The 16,566-nt window shown below is 42.0% G+C and carries 14 protein-coding genes; 4 read left to right on the forward strand and 10 right to left on the reverse strand.

Translation table 11 applies throughout. From position 1 onward, the window contains the following. Nucleotides 1-25 precede the first annotated feature (25 nt). Nucleotides 26-1,159 carry a glycosyltransferase family 4 protein gene (locus ACGEDC_RS08755; protein ID WP_394497701.1) on the reverse strand — a complete coding sequence of 378 codons (1,134 nt, stop codon included), beginning with the start codon at nucleotides 1,157-1,159 and terminating at the stop codon, nucleotides 26-28. A gap of 13 nt (nucleotides 1,160-1,172) precedes the next feature. Further along, a complete protein-coding gene (gene wecB / locus ACGEDC_RS08760) occupies nucleotides 1,173-2,306 on the reverse strand; it encodes a non-hydrolyzing UDP-N-acetylglucosamine 2-epimerase (protein WP_394497703.1) in 1,134 nt (377 codons plus the stop codon). 240 nt (nucleotides 2,307-2,546) lie between these two features. Here wecB and coaD point away from each other — a divergent pair, with 240 nt between their 5' ends. Both coaD and ACGEDC_RS08770 read left to right on the forward strand, forming a co-directional pair. Beyond that, nucleotides 2,547-3,038, forward strand: a complete 492-nt coding sequence (coaD, locus tag ACGEDC_RS08765; protein ID WP_055025835.1) for a pantetheine-phosphate adenylyltransferase — start codon at nucleotides 2,547-2,549, stop codon at nucleotides 3,036-3,038. Nucleotides 3,039-3,101: 63 nt separating this feature from the next. Next, complete coding sequence (locus ACGEDC_RS08770) at nucleotides 3,102-4,628, forward strand: capsule assembly Wzi family protein (RefSeq protein WP_394497706.1); 1,527 nt, start codon at nucleotides 3,102-3,104, stop codon at nucleotides 4,626-4,628. Between the two features lie 103 nt (nucleotides 4,629-4,731). Here the strand turns inward: ACGEDC_RS08770 and mutM are convergent, their stop codons facing one another. The 8 genes from mutM to ACGEDC_RS08810 form a co-directional block, all read right to left on the reverse strand. Further along, nucleotides 4,732-5,547, reverse strand: coding sequence for a bifunctional DNA-formamidopyrimidine glycosylase/DNA-(apurinic or apyrimidinic site) lyase (mutM, locus tag ACGEDC_RS08775; RefSeq protein WP_394497708.1), 816 nt, complete (start codon nucleotides 5,545-5,547; stop codon nucleotides 4,732-4,734). Between the two features lie 85 nt (nucleotides 5,548-5,632). Further along, nucleotides 5,633-6,088 (reverse strand): hypothetical protein, encoded by a 456-nt coding sequence (locus tag ACGEDC_RS08780; RefSeq protein ID WP_119968071.1) that lies wholly within the window; start codon nucleotides 6,086-6,088, stop codon nucleotides 5,633-5,635. Between the two features lie 172 nt (nucleotides 6,089-6,260). Then, the gene (moaA, locus tag ACGEDC_RS08785; protein ID WP_055025838.1) at nucleotides 6,261-7,247 is read right to left on the reverse strand and encodes a GTP 3',8-cyclase MoaA; all 987 of its coding nucleotides are present in this window, start codon (nucleotides 7,245-7,247) and stop codon (nucleotides 6,261-6,263) included. A 23-nt stretch (nucleotides 7,248-7,270) separates the two neighbouring features. Beyond that, nucleotides 7,271-9,085 carry a bifunctional molybdopterin-guanine dinucleotide biosynthesis adaptor protein MobB/molybdopterin molybdotransferase MoeA gene (locus ACGEDC_RS08790; protein WP_394497711.1) on the reverse strand — a complete coding sequence of 605 codons (1,815 nt, stop codon included), beginning with the start codon at nucleotides 9,083-9,085 and terminating at the stop codon, nucleotides 7,271-7,273. A gap of 39 nt (nucleotides 9,086-9,124) precedes the next feature. After that, a complete protein-coding gene (gene mobA / locus ACGEDC_RS08795; protein ID WP_055025840.1) occupies nucleotides 9,125-9,709 on the reverse strand; it encodes a molybdenum cofactor guanylyltransferase MobA in 585 nt (194 codons plus the stop codon). Then, nucleotides 9,693-10,403: an energy-coupling factor ABC transporter ATP-binding protein gene (locus tag ACGEDC_RS08800; RefSeq protein WP_119968074.1), complete on the reverse strand. Its 711-nt coding sequence runs from the start codon at nucleotides 10,401-10,403 to the stop codon at nucleotides 9,693-9,695. Before ACGEDC_RS08800 ends, mobA begins: the two co-directional genes overlap by 17 nt. Beyond that, the gene (locus ACGEDC_RS08805) at nucleotides 10,400-11,107 is read right to left on the reverse strand and encodes an ABC transporter permease (protein ID WP_055025842.1); all 708 of its coding nucleotides are present in this window, start codon (nucleotides 11,105-11,107) and stop codon (nucleotides 10,400-10,402) included. The genes ACGEDC_RS08800 and ACGEDC_RS08805 overlap by 4 nt, the downstream gene beginning before the upstream one ends. Beyond that, nucleotides 11,107-11,928 carry a substrate-binding domain-containing protein gene (locus ACGEDC_RS08810; protein WP_055025843.1) on the reverse strand — a complete coding sequence of 274 codons (822 nt, stop codon included), beginning with the start codon at nucleotides 11,926-11,928 and terminating at the stop codon, nucleotides 11,107-11,109. Before ACGEDC_RS08810 ends, ACGEDC_RS08805 begins: the two co-directional genes overlap by 1 nt. 300 nt (nucleotides 11,929-12,228) lie before the next feature. Between ACGEDC_RS08810 and ACGEDC_RS08815 the strand changes: the two genes are divergently transcribed. Both ACGEDC_RS08815 and ACGEDC_RS08820 read left to right on the forward strand, forming a co-directional pair. Then, nucleotides 12,229-13,611 carry a sigma-54-dependent transcriptional regulator gene (locus ACGEDC_RS08815; RefSeq protein WP_055025844.1) on the forward strand — a complete coding sequence of 461 codons (1,383 nt, stop codon included), beginning with the start codon at nucleotides 12,229-12,231 and terminating at the stop codon, nucleotides 13,609-13,611. A gap of 3 nt (nucleotides 13,612-13,614) precedes the next feature. Continuing rightward, nucleotides 13,615-15,747, forward strand: a complete 2,133-nt coding sequence (locus ACGEDC_RS08820) for a sensor histidine kinase (protein WP_055025845.1) — start codon at nucleotides 13,615-13,617, stop codon at nucleotides 15,745-15,747. Nucleotides 15,748-16,566 lie beyond the last annotated feature (819 nt).

A 16,566-nucleotide genomic window follows, 5' to 3' on the forward strand; every position in this document is an offset into this window, starting at 1 on the left:
GTGATTTTTAGTCGATAAACAAGATTTAATGACAAGCTTTAGAAGGTAAGCTTTTTATGACATCAACCCAAGCCCGAGACCATTGCGCTTGCGAGCAGACGTGTTTAATTGACTCATATCCATTGATTGCCAGCTGTTGAGTTTGGTTTATATCATTAATTGCTTGGTAAATAACCCGTTCAAACTCATTGGCATTAGGCATAACCATATGGCCGTTATAGCCGTCGATAATTAAGTTTGAAAGGCCTCCTACATTGCTGCTTATTACCAAACAGCCCGCTGCCATAGCTTCAATCATGGACAATGATGTGCCTTCTGAACCTAAGGTTGGAATAACCGCTATATGATGTTGCTGGTGGATGTGAAAACTTTCTTGGGCTTGATACTGAGTGATTGTAACTCGAGGATGTTTTGCAAAGGCTTTTTCGAGTAAAGGCTGAAGTGGCCCCTCTCCAGCGAATGTGACCTCGAGGTGTTCAAATTGATTTAACAGTTTTTCAATTACTGGCGCAATTATCGCAATACCTCGGTAGTCAACGAACCGTCTTGCGATGATGAGTTTGAGAGGTTGCGGCGATTGAGCCCATTTCTGTAGCAACTGGTCTGTGGCTAATCGTTGTTGATAAAAATTATAGATGACTTTGATTTGTTGAGCTTGGGGGCTGCACCAGGTGCGATACCAGTTTACAAAGTTATGATCGACGCAAATGAGTGTATCGCTTTTTCTAGCAAATTTTAGATACTTATAATGATTTAACAGCGAAGACACAAACTGCCCTAAAAATGACGAGTTAGTTTGGGGCTTGTCCCATGACACTCCATGTTGAATACCGACTGTGGCGAGTCCAGGTATTTTGACTGCATAAGAATCAGTGGCGAAGATAACCACATCGCCTTCTTTGGCATGCTGTTTAACCCATTGTGCTAATGCAAACTTTTTACTATTTCCCCGATATATGCCTGTTGTGACTCCATTGATAATCACGTCTTCTCTTTCAAGACAAAAAGACGTTTTAGCTGGTTGAATAATCTGAGTTCGCCATTGCTGAGTTTTAAATGTCTCAATGAGGCTCATAATATAGTTTTCAATTCCGCCAATGGTGTGTACCTCACCTTGTGGGGTAAACATTGAGCGATAGATGATAAAAATATTTTTCATGGACTAGCCTGCATTAAATGAGTTGGTAATGGCGCAATATTTGCGTTTGAATTCGTTGACAGGCTTGTCCGTCGCCATAAGGGTTACTAGGTTTTGTATTCTGTTCTTGTTGCTCAAGTAAGGTCGTGACAGCGTTAACGATACGATCAGTATCGGTTCCTACAAGGTTGACGGTTCCGGCTTCAAGCGCCTCAATACGTTCGGTTTTATCTCTAAGCACTAATACGGGTTTGTGAAGTGCTGGTGCTTCCTCTTGGACGCCTCCAGAGTCGGTTAAAATAATATCTGCACGATCCATGAGATAAACAAAAGAAGGGTAATCTTGTGGCGCAATGAGATGAACGTTATCAATATTACCAAGGTATTGATTCACAGGGGCTTGCACCTGTGGATTTAAATGTACTGGATAGATGATAGCGACATTAGGATATGTAGTGGCTATCTTTTGTAATGCCAAGTAAATGTTCTCAAAACCTGTGCCAAAATTTTCTCGTCTGTGGCCTGTAACCAGTATCACTTTTTGATAGCTTACGCTGTTAAGTAGCTCAGTTAATGCCGTTGGCTGAAATCCATTTTCATGATTTGAAGCAACTGTTTGCAGTAACGCATCAATCACGGTATTGCCTGTGACATGGACATTATCAGGTTGATGCCCCTCCGCTAGTAAGTTATTTGCAGCCGTTTGAGTGGGCGCGAAATGGTGTTTAGCGAGTGTGGCTGTCAGTTTTCGATTGGCCTCTTCTGGCCAAGGTGATTGTAAATCGCCGGTTCTGAGGCCTGCTTCAACATGACCCACATCGACTTTTTTATAGAAGGCGGCAAGTGCAGCCGCAAATGAAGTAGTCGTATCTCCATGAACTAACACCAGTTGAGGTTGAAAGTCGTTAATAACATGGCTTGTTCCCTCAATAATGGCGGAAGTTAACCATTCAAGAGATTGTTGCGACTTCATCAAGTTCAGGTCGTAATCAGGGGTAATATTAAATAAGCCTAATACTTGGTCTAGCATTTCTCGGTGTTGACCTGTAACGCAAACTCGCACCTCTAGACTAGGGTGCAGAGCAAGTAGTTTTGCCAGTGGGCTCATTTTAATTGCTTCTGGGCGGGTGCCGAAAACCAGTAAAACTTTAAAGGGGAGTAAGTTCAATTGAATAGCTATACAGGTCGAAATAGGATTAATGTTGATTTTACCTGTTATTTTTTATGATAACCATGAACTGAAAGTATTTGATTTACGTTAACGAGCCATTTTATCGATATTATTTTTGCTGTCATTGTCGGCCTTGTAGTATTATTTGGCGGCTTAGTTGACCGATAATGAACCTTGTTTAGTTCTGAATGATATACTCTTCAACGGACTGAATTCACTGATATAGCGAATACTTACATGCATAGACGTGCAATATATCCAGGAACGTTTGATCCTGTTACCAATGGCCATGCTGATTTGATAGAACGTGCAGCGAGACTTTTCCGTCACGTTATCATTGGTATTGCCTCAAACCCTTCCAAAAAGCCTATGTTCACGCTTGAAGAAAGAGTGGAGCAAGTGAACCTTGTGACGGCACATTTAGACAACGTAGAAGTTGTCGGCTTTACTGGATTGTTGGTTGATTTTGCTAAAGAACAACAAGCCAGTGTACTTGTGCGTGGTTTAAGAGCTGTGTCGGACTTTGAATATGAATTTCAATTGGCCAACATGAATCGTCGATTAAGCCCTGATTTAGAAAGTGTGTTTTTAACACCTGCCGAAGAAAACTCTTTTATCTCTTCAACTTTAGTTAAAGAGGTTGCTTTACACGGCGGCGATGTGAGTCAATTTGTGCACCAAGATGTGGCGATTTCCTTGTTAGATAAAATTGCCTCGACTAAGTCTTAGCAACGTAACGTGAAATGGACTTTTCAAATACGTTAATCTTTTTAATTACCTATTAAGCACAGCATGAAACTATCTCAGCCGTTATCTCAAAAGTGTACGTTATCAAAACGATCTATTAGAAAACATCTCACCACACTGAGCCTGGCTGGGTGTTGTTTAAGTGCTTCTGTTGTGGCTGCCCCATGGGTCGATACTTCTGATATTTATCTTCGTGCCGACATTCAAGCGCTTGCCGATGCAGGAGTGATTACCGTACCCATTAATACTTTTCCGCTCATGTGGTCAGGTATCGGTAATGATTTGAGAAAAGCTGAGCCATCAATTATGTCTCCGGCGCTAGTTGATGCTTTTGCGAGGGTTAACTTTTACTACCAAAATGCAATTGAAAATAGAGGTAATACGACAATTGCCGCAACGGCAGCGACTGATGAAGCTCGCTTTCAGCATTTTGGCTCAGATTATCGTGAAAAAGGTGAACTCACCGCTTCCCATGAATATCTTGGCGAGCGATTCGCTTATAAGGTTACAGCGTCAGCAAATTACGAACCACAAGATGATAAGACATTTCGATTAGATGATTCATATATGGCTGTGGTGTTAGGCAACTGGATTGTTACGGCAGGCACCATAGAGCAATGGTGGGGGCCGGGGTTTGATTCTGGTTTACATAAATCAAATAATGCCCGTCCAATGCCTTCGTTAATGGTCTCTCGTAACAATGCAGAAGCTTTTGAGACACCTTGGTTATCATGGTTAGGCACTTGGACACTAACTGGTGGCATCAGCATGATGGAAGAAGAAAGGTATGCTCCTCATGCGTTGTTATGGAACTTACGAGCTTCTATTAAACCGTTAAGACAGCTTGAAATTGGCCTATCTTGGACCACACAATTTTGCGGTGAAGGTCAGGAGTGTGATTTAGATAGTGCATGGAAGTCCATTACAGGGCAGCGTGATTGTCGCGGCTTTGAAGATGGTAATTGTTCCAATTATGGTAACCAAATGGCAGGCTTCGATGTACGCTACTCAGAAACCTTCTGGGATGTCCCTGTGGGGATCTTTTTAGAGCGTACCTGTGAAGACTCTAAAGGCGACCCATGGGAAATTGTCGATTGTGGAAAAATGTACGGCGTAGATACCCGCTTTAGTTTCGACTCTCAACAGTACAAATTGTTTTTTGAGTACACAGACACCATGGTTTATTGTGGTGAAGATTCGACCAAGTTTAATTGTTTTTATGAGCATAGTACCTATAAAAGTGGCTCACGTTATCATGGCCGAGCCTTTGGCAGCACTTACGGCAGCGATGCACAGGTATATGCTTTAGGGTTAGTAGGGCAATTTAAAAACAGCCATGCATTTACCTCAATATTTAGGTATGCACAGTTAAATAAAGATGGAGAAAGTCCAAGCCATGGCTGGGCGCCGCAGCCGCCTAAAGAAGATTTGTTGATGTTAGAGCTGTCTTACAGAATGCCACTGATGAGCGGTATGATGACCTTTGGCGGAACCGTGTCACAATCTGAATTTGAAGTGGAAGACTCTGAAACCGACGGTACTTTATTTACGCGCTACGAGTACAAGTTCTAAGATGATTTGCTAAAAAAGCCTCAACATTGTTTGAGGCTTTTTATTAGCGTTATTCCATTAAATTACTTTCTGAAAAAATTCCACAGGCTAAAGTCTAGTGAGCTTAATGGCTTTGGCACACACCACAAAACACCGTAGTCCGCTGCCCCAGCTTTATTTCACTGAGTAAGTTACCACATGCGGTGCAAGTTTCACCGCCGCGGCCATAAACATGGAGCTTTTGCGCAAAATAGCCGGGTTTACCGTCTGCGTTGGTGAAGTCTTTAAGTGTTGTGCCGCCTTGTTTAATTGCTTGGGCAAGGATTTGTTTTACTTCAGCGACCAATATTGTCAGCCTGTCTATATCAATGTTGCCAGCCGCTGCTTGCGGGTGAATTCCGGCGGCAAAAAGTGCTTCGTTAGCGTAAATGTTTCCTACACCCACCACGATGTGGTTGTCCATTAAACACAGTTTGATGGCTTTCTTTTTATTGGTTAATGCCTGTTGTAAATGTTGTGGATTAAAGCCGTCACTAAGAGGCTCTGGACCCAATTTTGACAGTAGCGGGTGTCCATCTTCTGGCAGTTCATACCAAAGCCAAGCCCCAAATCGTCGAGGGTCGTTGTATCTCAGTACTCGGCCATTTTCTAATACGAGGTCGATATGATCATGTTTCTCGACGGGAGTGTTCGCTGGCAGGATGCGTAAGCTGCCAGACATACCAAGATGGACAATGGTAATCCCCGCATCGGTGTCGATTAATAAGTATTTGGCTCGGCGGCGAACCTGCTTAATGGTTTGCCCTATAATGTTTTTACAAATATCAGGTACAGGCCAACGCAAAGAGGCGTTTCTAATGACTAAATCGCGTACGGTTTGATCAACAAGATGCGGTGATACACCTTGCTTAGTGACTTCTACTTCTGGTAATTCAGGCATATGAATCCATTTTATTGTCTATTAGCTAAGTTTGACGCTGGTGGCGTTTACTTGGTCTTTATCGTTACTCACTAGATGATGATAATTATTGGGTTGAGATAATCGGTGCTAACTCATTGCGTAAGCTTGGTGGTATTTGATACCAATTGCTTGATGCCGATTGTAAAAGCCCTTCAGCAGGATAGTACTGCCAATGTTGCGCTTGTTGTTGATGATTTATGGCAATGGTCAATGTTACGGGGGCGGTAAGCAATTGGATCTCATTCGCAGGCATTTGAACCGCTGAAACCATTAGTTTTGACCAAGCAGTAGCAAGGGGTTGGCAATTGAGTACGCTATCGTCACAACGCCATTGAGAGGCTGACTTATTAAGCCAAATACCATTAAATTGCAATTGGGTTAACTGGTTGCTTTCATCAAATAATGCATGAGCATCATCTGGCATTTTATTGGTTTTGGAGTCGATAAAGGTTAACACTGCAACCATAAAGACACAGGCAATGATGAGAATGTTGTTCCATTTTTTTCGAGATAAAGCCATAAACTAATGCATTACTGCTTGTGAGTCCGATCGTGTCCCTAAGTGTATAGCAAAATACTGGTGAGCAAAAAGTGAATAGTTATCGTTAGTTGAAAATGGCGTTGACTGAGTCATCTAAAAAAAGGTGATGCATTATTTAGCATCACCTTTCGTTAACTGAAGTTGATGTTCACTAGCCGCCTGTTGAATTCATAAAACGTAAGATTTGCACGTCATCATCGGTGCCAAAGTAATGTTCTTTTGGCTTGTGTTGAATTCCTTCTAATATGGCCTCTTTGAGTTTGCCGATATCCCCTGGGAATTCACGAACGATTGACTTCAAGTCCACTGAGTTCTCATTGCCTAAACACAACAATAAACGACCTTCTACCGTCACGCGAACACGATTACATTCGTGGCAGAAATTATTACTGTGAGGTGAAATGAAACCGATATGAATATTGCTGTCGGCCATTTTGTAATAGCGAGCAGGCCCGCCAGTACGTTTACTTGATGGAATTAATGGATAAGCTTCTTCAATTAGCCCTCTCACTTCTTCACTTGAGCAGTGACGACTACGTTTGCGCTCATCCATTACACCTAATGGCATTTCTTCAATGAAAGCAATATCTAACTCACGGTCACGGCAAAAATTGATTAAATCAATCACTTCGTGATCGTTTTTGCCACGTAAAATCACCGCATTGATTTTGATGTGTTTAAAGCCTGCGGCTTTTGCTGCATCAATTCCCGCAATCACTCGTTCGACTTTGCCATTGCGAGTCATTTCGGTAAAGAGATCAGGGTTTAAGGTATCTAAACTGATGTTTAGGCGCTTAAGGCCTGCATCATGCATTGGCTGAGCAAGCTTACTTAAGCGCGAACCATTAGTGGTCATCGACAAGTCATCTAAGCCCGGTAGTTGACCGAGTAACTCAATTAATTTGTCACAGTCGGTTCTAACTAAAGGCTCACCGCCAGTTAAGCGAATTTTCTTTACACCTAATTCGGTAAAAGCTTGTGCAATCCATGCCAGTTCTTCAAGGCTTAATACCTGTTCTTTTGGTAAAAAGCTGGGATCTTCACTCATGCAATATACACAGCGAAAATCACAACGGTCAGTGACCGATAAACGTAAGTATTCTACTTTTCGGTTAAACTTGTCGACTATTAAACTCATGAATTAGCACATCTTTTGGTTAGTTATAACAGTTCAGCAAAAGGCTGAATGTAGACTTGTTGGCCTGGCATAACTGAATCTTCGGCTTCGCCGATAACAATCAGACAGTTTGCTTTGACCATTGAGTTCAACATCCCTGAACCTTGCGCCCCAGTCGAGGCAACATGTAAACGTCCATCATTGCTTAAATGATACTGACCACGAACAAATTCAGTTCGTCCTGTTCTACTGCGCAACATAGTATCGGTAATAGCTGGTAAATACTGTGGTGTATAATTGATTTCGCCAGCGAGTTTTCGAATAGCAGGTTGAACAAACTGTAAAAATGACACCATTACAGCCACAGGGTTACCTGGTAAACCAAAGAACAAACTCTCATTCACTTTTCCGAATGCGAGAGGGCGACCTGGACGCATGTTAATACGCCAGAAGTTAATTTCGCCAATCTTCGCGAGGACAGTCTTAATATAATCTGCATTTCCTACAGATACGCCACCTGAACTGATAACAATATCCGCATCAACTGATGCCTTTGACAATGCGGTTGTTAATGCTTCTTCGCTATCTTCGATAATGCCTAAATCAATGACATGGCAACCTAACTTTTGCGCCATTGATTTGATGGTGTAGCGGTTTGAGTCATAAATGCAGTTGGCTTTTAGTGGCTCACCTGGTTGGCTGACTTCATCGCCTGTAGAAAATACGGCAATAGTAGGCTGTTTGACCACATCGGCAGTGGCTAAACCCAATGAGGCTAATAACCCCTGTTCAGCGGCATGTATGCGGTGACCTTTTGCTAATGCTAAGGCATCTTTAGCAATATCTTCACCTGCTAAGCGTACATGTTGCCCCGCAATAACTGGCCCTTGTAGCTGTACTTGTCCATCTTGCTCGACGACTAATTCTCGAGCTTCAACGGTATCAGCGCCTTGGGGTACGGTTGCCCCCGTCATAATGCGCACAGCTTCACCTGCCGCTAAGGTGCCTGGGTACTCGTGGCCTGCCAGCACTTCACCCATTAATGTAAGTGGTGCAACTGGGTGTTCAGGGCTGTTATCTTGACTATAAGCAAAGGCATAACCGTCCATTGCCGAGTTAGTTTGTTGTGGTACGTTTACGGGAGAAATCGCATCGCTTGCCAGTACACGGTTAGCGGCATCATCTATCGCAACTTGCTCACTGTCAGTGAGTGGCTTCACCATCGCCATTAATTGTTCTAAGCCTTGAGCAACAGATAAGAACTTTTGCTCGTCTGATACTGGTGTTGCTTCAGCAGGTATCGGCAGTTCAATGTCTGGTGCTTGCCAGTTTGTTTGGTATTCAATTACAAAGTCAGCAATTTGGCCGACATTATTTAAATCTAAACGAGTTAACTCTGCTGGCGTTTCAGTTTCGTCACAACAGGCAATAGCCACAATGTTGTCATCATGAGTATGAATAAGGGGCTTGCCGTGCGCTGAGCGGTGTAATTCAATTTTTGGTAGCTCGAGCTTTTTAAAGCCTTCAACTAAAACGATATCGACTTTATCTGCTTCAATTTGCGCTAATAAATGCGGTAGTTTTGGATCGCCCTCAACAGCATCTTCAGTCATTAACGCCCAACGAACATGTGAAGCGACCAACATTTGTTTAGCGCCTGCTTTGCGCATTTCGTAGCTGTCTTTACCTGGAATATCGACATCAAAATTATGGTGGGCGTGTTTTATTACCGCTAGACGCACCCCGCGGCGGTTAAGCTCAGGAATAAGTTGTTTTAATAAGGTGGTTTTACCGGTGCCGCTATAGGCACAGAATCCGAGAACGGGAATATTAAGCGGATTGGAAAACGGTATACTCATAAAGACCTCATTGTTGACTTTTCGCTGTGTTGCCACAGGTTATTTGGCATTCTCGATGACAAGTTTTTGTTCAAGTGTATTCACATTCACAAATGCATTTGGTTGGTCAGCGAAACTGGTGACCACATACTTGTGTTGTTCATACCAAAGGAAAATTTTACGATCGCCTGCATCTAAAAATGCCTGCATAGAATCTTTTAAGTGTGGTTTGAGCAGTAAAACCACTGGCTGATGATGTTCACCGTCACTGGCGACCACAATATCGGCATCGGCTTCTTTAAGCGATGCATACATACGTTCACACAAATCAGTCGGGAGCATCGGACTATCACAAGGCACCACTAGCAATAAGTCAGCATCGGTATTGTTCATGGCTGTGACCATTCCGGCTAATGGGCCTAAATAACCGCTTTCTTGATCGCTTAATACATCAAAGCCTAACTCAGCATATTGCGCTTGGCTGCGATTAGCATTAATCATTATACGATCAACTTGTGGCTGAACCCGAGCGATAGTATGAGCAATCATTGGCTTACCGCTAAGTTCAACTAAGCCTTTATCAATACCGCCCATTCTTCTGGCCATACCGCCAGCTAAAATCACCGCATCAATTTGCACTGACATAGTGAAACTCCTGAGATTGTTCAAAGCGAGGTATATGGTTACTTTCAACAACTTTGTGCTCTGATATATGCCAGTGTTTTTGGCATAAAGCTGTTAAACCGCAAGTTTGATGGCTACTAATTAGCAATCCTGTACCATCTTGTTTGAGCTGATTTATCATCGCAAGTACTAATTTTTGCGATTGCTTGTCCATATTGGAAATTGGTTCGTCGAGCATGAGCAATTTGGGCTGAGTGATCCAGGCTCTAGCAACTGCCAAACGTTGCCGCTCACCGCCAGATAAATCAGTTGCATCGCTTTTTAATAATGCGCCCAGTTGTGCCATGTTAATTGCTTGCTCAACTCGCTCTTGTTGTTGCTGAGGTGATAACTGACTTTTTGGTAAAGCATAACGAATATTATACTCTACAGAACCATCAAATAAATAAGCATGCTGATGTAAGTATACCGCCTTGCCAAGCAATGAATTTTTGCGCCACCATTTTGTTGGCTCAAAACCTTCAGCTGTAACAGTGCCAGCGCTAGGTTTAATAATGCCAGCAATCAATTTCATCAATGTTGATTTGCCTGAGCCATTGTCGCCTTGAAGGTAAATAACATCCCCTTGGCAAAATGTGAGTTGCTCAAATTCAAATAACAGTCTGTCTTTAAAGTTTTTACGTATATTTTTTGCAACTAATTTGACTGTCATTATTGGCTCCTAGGCATGGCTTTACCACGCAATGAACCGATAGCGAAATTAATCACAATCGCCAAGATTAATAAAACCAGTCCTAGTGCAATAGCTTGGGCAAAATCACCCTTACTGGTTTCAAGCGCAATGGCAGTGGGAATATTTCGAGTATGATGCAGAATATTGCCACCGACCATCATCGAACAACCAACCTCAGTTAAAATACGGCTAAATGCGGCAATCACAGCCAATAATAATGGCACGCGGAGTTCGCGGCAAACCGTCCAAATAGCTCTAGACCAAGATGCACCTAAGGTGCGTGAGGTTTCGTAAGCACGTTTATCAATACTGCTAAAGGCTGCTTGAGATAATGCAATCAGTACTGGCGCACAAATCATCATCTGACCGAGGATCATACCTTGTTGAGTAAACAACCAGCGTAAATCGCCCAAAGGACCGTTTCGAGTTAGCAGTAAGTAAGCAAGTAAGCCTATGACAACAGTAGGAATTGATTGCAAAGTTTGAACTATGTTAGTGACAAACCAGCGACCAGGAAATTGGTATGATGCAAGCAGAAAGCCAAGCATGATTGACGGGATTAATGTAATGATTAATGCCGCAAAAGAAACCGAAAAAGATACACTTATGATAGACCATACGTCTGGGTCTAAAGAAAGCAGCAAGCTAAAAGCTTGCTGCGTTAGGGCTAACCAGCCATCATTCATTACTTATATGTTGCCTTAAACAATTGTTCTCCCTGAACTTTGAAATCATTAATCATCTGTTGTGCTTGAGGGCTAATAAACCAGTCGCTCAAAGCTTTTGCTCCTTGATGATTTAAATCAGGATATTTTTCTGCACTAATTAGCATGATTTGATAAGGGTTGGCTAATGCAGCGCCACCTTCAAAAGTGATTGCTAAATCTAATTTAGATTTATAAGCAACAAACGTACCACGATCAGTTAATGTGTAAGCTTGTTTCTCATCAGCCATTAATAATGTCTTGCCCATGCCTTGGCCAATTGAAGTATAGCCTGAAAAATCTGGGGTAACAGCAGCTTCTTTCCAAATTGCGAGCTCTTTCATATTGGTGCCTGAATTGTCACCACGAGAGATAAAGGTGCTCTTGCTTTCTGCTACTTTTTTGAACGCTTCAACAACATCTTTGCTGCCGTTCATTTTGGCTGGATCATTTTTAGGTCCAAGCACTACGAAGTCATTTTCCATAATGCCACGAGGGGTTGTGCCATAACCTTCATTGATAAATTTTGCTTCCGCAGCTGGAGCGTGAGTCATGACTACGTCTACATCTCCTTGACGTGCAAGCTTTAATGCTTTGCCCGTTCCGGTCGCAATCACTTGTACTTTGTAACCAGATTCAGCTTCAAATGTCGGTAAAATTGCGCGTAATAAACCTGAGTTATCTGTGCTGGTTGTGGTTGCTAACTTAATCGTTTCTGTCGCTTCAACTGAATCACTGACCATTGCACTACTGATTAGTGCCATACCTAAAAAAGCAGTTAAACCTGACTTTAAATTAAACATTTTATCTCCTTGATAAAAAAGTAACCTGCTATACAACGTGATTGTGTTGCTGATGGTTTTTAATGAACTCGGGCAACGTTGCCCGTAACAAAACTCACAGAGCAAGAGGTATGCCAAAAGTAACAAAAAAAATATGGATCACGACTAAAATAAAACTGTGATCACCCTCACATCGCAAGTTTCGGTTTTATAGACAAATTGTCTCAAAACGAGGATTCTGCAGGGCAAACTGACCTATTTATGGGTTTTTAGTGATACGATAATGATTAATATAGTCAAAATGTCCAAAGTAGAAGCCATATGAATAATAATGAATCAAACTCAAAACCACTTCCGACAGCGGTATCTGTTTTGATTGTTGACGATGAGCCAGGCATGCGCAGTTTTTTAAAAAAGGCGCTTTCCAAGAAGTTCGCATTAGTTGAAACCGCTTCTACCATTGCAGAGGCTGAAAAGCTTCGTAGTCGTGGCCATTTTGATTTATTAATTGTTGATATTCGCTTACCAGATCGTTCAGGTATTGAGTGGCATGAAGCACTCAATGAAAAAGAGCGCCGTTCAGATATTATTTTTATGACCGGTTATGCTGATATGGACGTAGCGATAAAAGCACTGCGTGCTGGCGCATCCGACTTCATCATGAAGCCGTTTCACTTAGAACAAATGATGACATCAGTTGACCGCTGTATTGAGCGCCGTTTATTAAAGCGTGAAAACTTCATGTTACGTCGTGAGTTATCAAGTGGCCACTCAACCACTATGATTGGTAATAGCGACGCCATGATGGAGGTGAAACAAGTTATTGAACGTGTTGCGCCAACCAATGCCGTGGTATTGATTGAAGGTGAATCTGGTACAGGTAAAGAGCTCGTTGCAAGGCAATTACATCAACTTAGCGGACGTACAGGCCCGTTTGTACCCGTTAACTGTGGTGCTATTGCGCCAGAATTGTTAGGTAGTGAGCTTTTTGGTCACACCGCAGGAGCCTTTACTGGAGCAAAAGGTAATCGAGAAGGATTATTTAATTTTGCCACCGGCGGAACGATTTTCTTAGATGAAATTGGTGAAATGCCAATGAAAATGCAAACCGCACTACTACGTGTGCTTGAGCAAAAAGCGATTCGCCCTGTGGGCAGCGAAAAAGAAGTGGCGATTGATGTCAGAGTTGTGGCTGCAACCAACCGAAAATTATCCGAAGAAGTGGCAGAAGGAAATTTCCGTAGCGACTTATATTACCGCCTTAATGTGCTTAATATTCTTATTCCTCCATTACGCACTCGCCCTGAAGATGTCATTGAATTAACGCATCATTTTACTTGGCAACTTGCACGTGAGTTAGGCGTAAAAGAAGTTGTATGGAGCCATGAAGATTTGTTAGTGCTGCAACAACATGAATGGCCAGGTAATATTCGAGAATTACGTAATATGATTGAGCGATGCATTTTATTGGGCAAGCCGCCTGCAGAATATTGGAAAAAATCCCAAGAGACAGAAGTAGTGACTCAAGCGGGTTATCCACTAAGCTGGCCATTAAAAGAAGTTGAAAAACAGCATGTCATGAGTGTGGTTGATGCCCATAATGGCAATAAATCTGCTGCTGCACGTGATCTAGGGGTTTCTCGTAAAACGTTAGATCGAAAATACAAAGAATGGTTCGAAATCGAATCGGATAAGGAAGACTAAATCGTGTCTGTTTTTCGTCAGTTCTTCGGTGTTAGTTGGCAGCAAATGCAAGCCAAGGTGCGTTATCGTATTTTGATTCTAACCTTGCTTCCTATTTTGCTGACGTTAATTAGCCTCGTGTTTATTACGATTTATTGGAATATTAGTTATACAGGTAAGCAGTTGTTTATGAAGGTTAAGGCTGACTTGACCGTTGCCATAAACACCTTAGAACAAGTGCAAAAGCAGCAAGAAATACAGTTGCACAATGTCAGTCAATCTTGGGATTTTCAGCAAGCATTTAAACGAATCCAGCAGGGTGACAAAGAGCCTATAGCGATAATTGACGGCTATTTAGCACAACAAAAAAAGATTCTTGATCTAGATGTATTGCGACTCATTAGAATTGAAGAAGCCAATGCTGATCCGGACTTGAGGCAGCTATTACCCAAAATCAGTAATAATCAGGCTTATTCTGGGCTAATGGTGTTATCTGCTAAAAGGTTAGATCGGCTTGACCCCAATTTAGCCGATCTTGCTAGAGTACCTTTGTCTGCGACTTTGCGAGCACAAGAACCGCAAAAGTCAGAAGAGACTCGTGGCATGCTCAGCCGGACATTATTACCGATAGTTGATCAAGATGGGCAAGTGAGCTGGTACCTTGATGGGGCCACATTATTTAATCGTGATACGGCTATTGTCGATCATATTCGAGATTTAGTGTACGACCAAGGTACACTGCCAGAGCGCTCGATTGGTACTGTGACGATTTTCTTAGATAATGCCCGTGTCAGTACCAATGTGCCGATGGATTTGTTTTCAACTAAGCAAGCCGCGCAATCACGTGCTTTAGGGACACTGGTATCTGATGAAGTACGACAGAAAGTCTTGGTTGAAGGCACGCCGTGGGTAGACCGAGCATTTGTACTAAATGACTGGTTTATTTCTGGTTATTCGCCGTTAGAAGATGTACGTGGTAATCGAATTGGCATGATCTACACAGGCTTCTCTGAAGCTCCTTTTATTCATACTTATATTCTCAATATTATCGAACTCGGCACGATATTAATGTTAGTGCTTTTAGTCTCAGGTTTTTTAGTATACCGAGGTGCTAACAGTTTATTAGAGCCTATTGAGCGCATCCATCATGTTGTAAAAGCAGTACAGTCTGGTCGAGATCTTCGCATTGGTGAACTTGGCTTAGACAGAGATAATGAACTGTCTAATTTGGCAGAGCAGTTTGATCATATGCTGGATTTACTGCAGAGACGTAATCTTCAAATTCAAGCCGCAGCAGAACAATTAGAAGTGAAAGTAGAAGAACGTACTCGCAGCTTACAAGACAAGACAGAAGAGCTACAACGTAACGTTGCTTTACTCAATGAGACTCGTCAACAACTTGTCACCAATGAGAAATTAACTGCTCTTGGTGAGTTAACCGCTGGTATTGCTCATGAGATTAATAACCCAACAGCGGTGATCCTTGGCAATATGGAGCTAATGAAATATGAACTTGGATCCAATGCGAATGTGGTTGAAGAAGAGATAGAGCTAGTCATTCAGCAAGTCGGACGGATCAGCACTATTATTCGAAGCTTGTTGCAATACAGTCGTCCAGGTGAATTTAACGCTCCGCTTGAAATGCATCAAGTTCAATCCATGATTGAAGAAGTATTAGTATTGGTTCGCCACTCGATTGAAAAACAAGAAGTTGAGTTGATTCAAGAGATTAATACCACTGCAGATGTTCAAGTCAATCGCCCTCAAGTTATTCAAGTCTTGATTAATCTAGTGGTCAACGCAGCCCATGCAATTGAAAGTAAAGGCCGCATTTGGATAAGAGCCAATGATTGGGTTGAGCAAGGGCAAGTCGTGGGTGTAAAAGTTGAAGTGGAAGATGAAGGTGTCGGGATTGCGCCAGAAAGATTAAGTCGTATTTTTGATCCGTTTTATACCACACGCAAAGATGGTACTGGTTTAGGTTTGTCACTGAGCTACGGTATTATTAAGCGCATAGGCGGCACAATTGAAGTGAAGTCGACCTTAGGTAAAGGAACTGTATTTACCATTGGTATGTATCACAAAGCTAAAGAAGAACAAGGTGATAACCCTTATGAAGGGCTACATTTTGGAGATACTAAGCGATTAGATGACTAATTAAGGCTAAATAACGTCGACTGAATTTATCGTCAATAATAGATAAAGTTGAGCGTTAACTTAGACGAGAAAAAAATAGACAAAAAAAGCCGGATGATGAGTCCGGCCACAAAGAGTGTGTGAGCAATGTCGTGCTTGCATACTCAGAGGGGATTAATAGGAGATGAAGCTATTAATTTGATTACTGAGTTTTGGAACGCACATAAATAATAATCATTCTCATTATCGTTTGCAAATATTAATTGGGCTTTTTCACTTACTTTACATTCCCTTTACATCCAGTTTTTTTACAATGGCAAATTCAGCCCGTTACAGTGGCATTCACTTCCTTGATTTACACATAAGCATAAGAAGTTCGCGCCTAAAATACTGAAAGGTATTTGTGTGGGGACAATGAGTGATTTTAAGCTTTAGAGCTGTCAGTATCTGAAAAACAGGCAAAGAAAAGCCAGGTGATGAGCCTGGCTATAAAGAGTGTTGGAGCAATGTCGTGCTTGCATACTCAGAAAAGTTAATAGGAGATGAAGCTATTAATTTGATAACTGAGTTTTGGAACGCAAATAAATAATAATCATTCTCATTATCGTTAGCAAGTTTTTATTACATTTTGTTATCGGCTTTACATAGTGTTTACATTGGGGGGTAATCATTGTGTGAATTGCAGGCAAGAAAAAGCCAGGTGATGAGCCTGGCTAAAAGAGTGTTGGAGCAATGTTGTGCTTGCAGACTCAGTTAGGTTAATAGGAGATGAAGCTATTAATGTTGATAACTGAGTTTTGGAACGCAAGTTAATAATAATCATTATCATTTGCGTTTACA

It is taken from the genome of Shewanella sp. ENK2 (genome assembly GCF_043568515.1).
Taxonomy (GTDB): Bacteria; Pseudomonadota; Gammaproteobacteria; order Enterobacterales; family Shewanellaceae; genus Shewanella; species Shewanella japonica.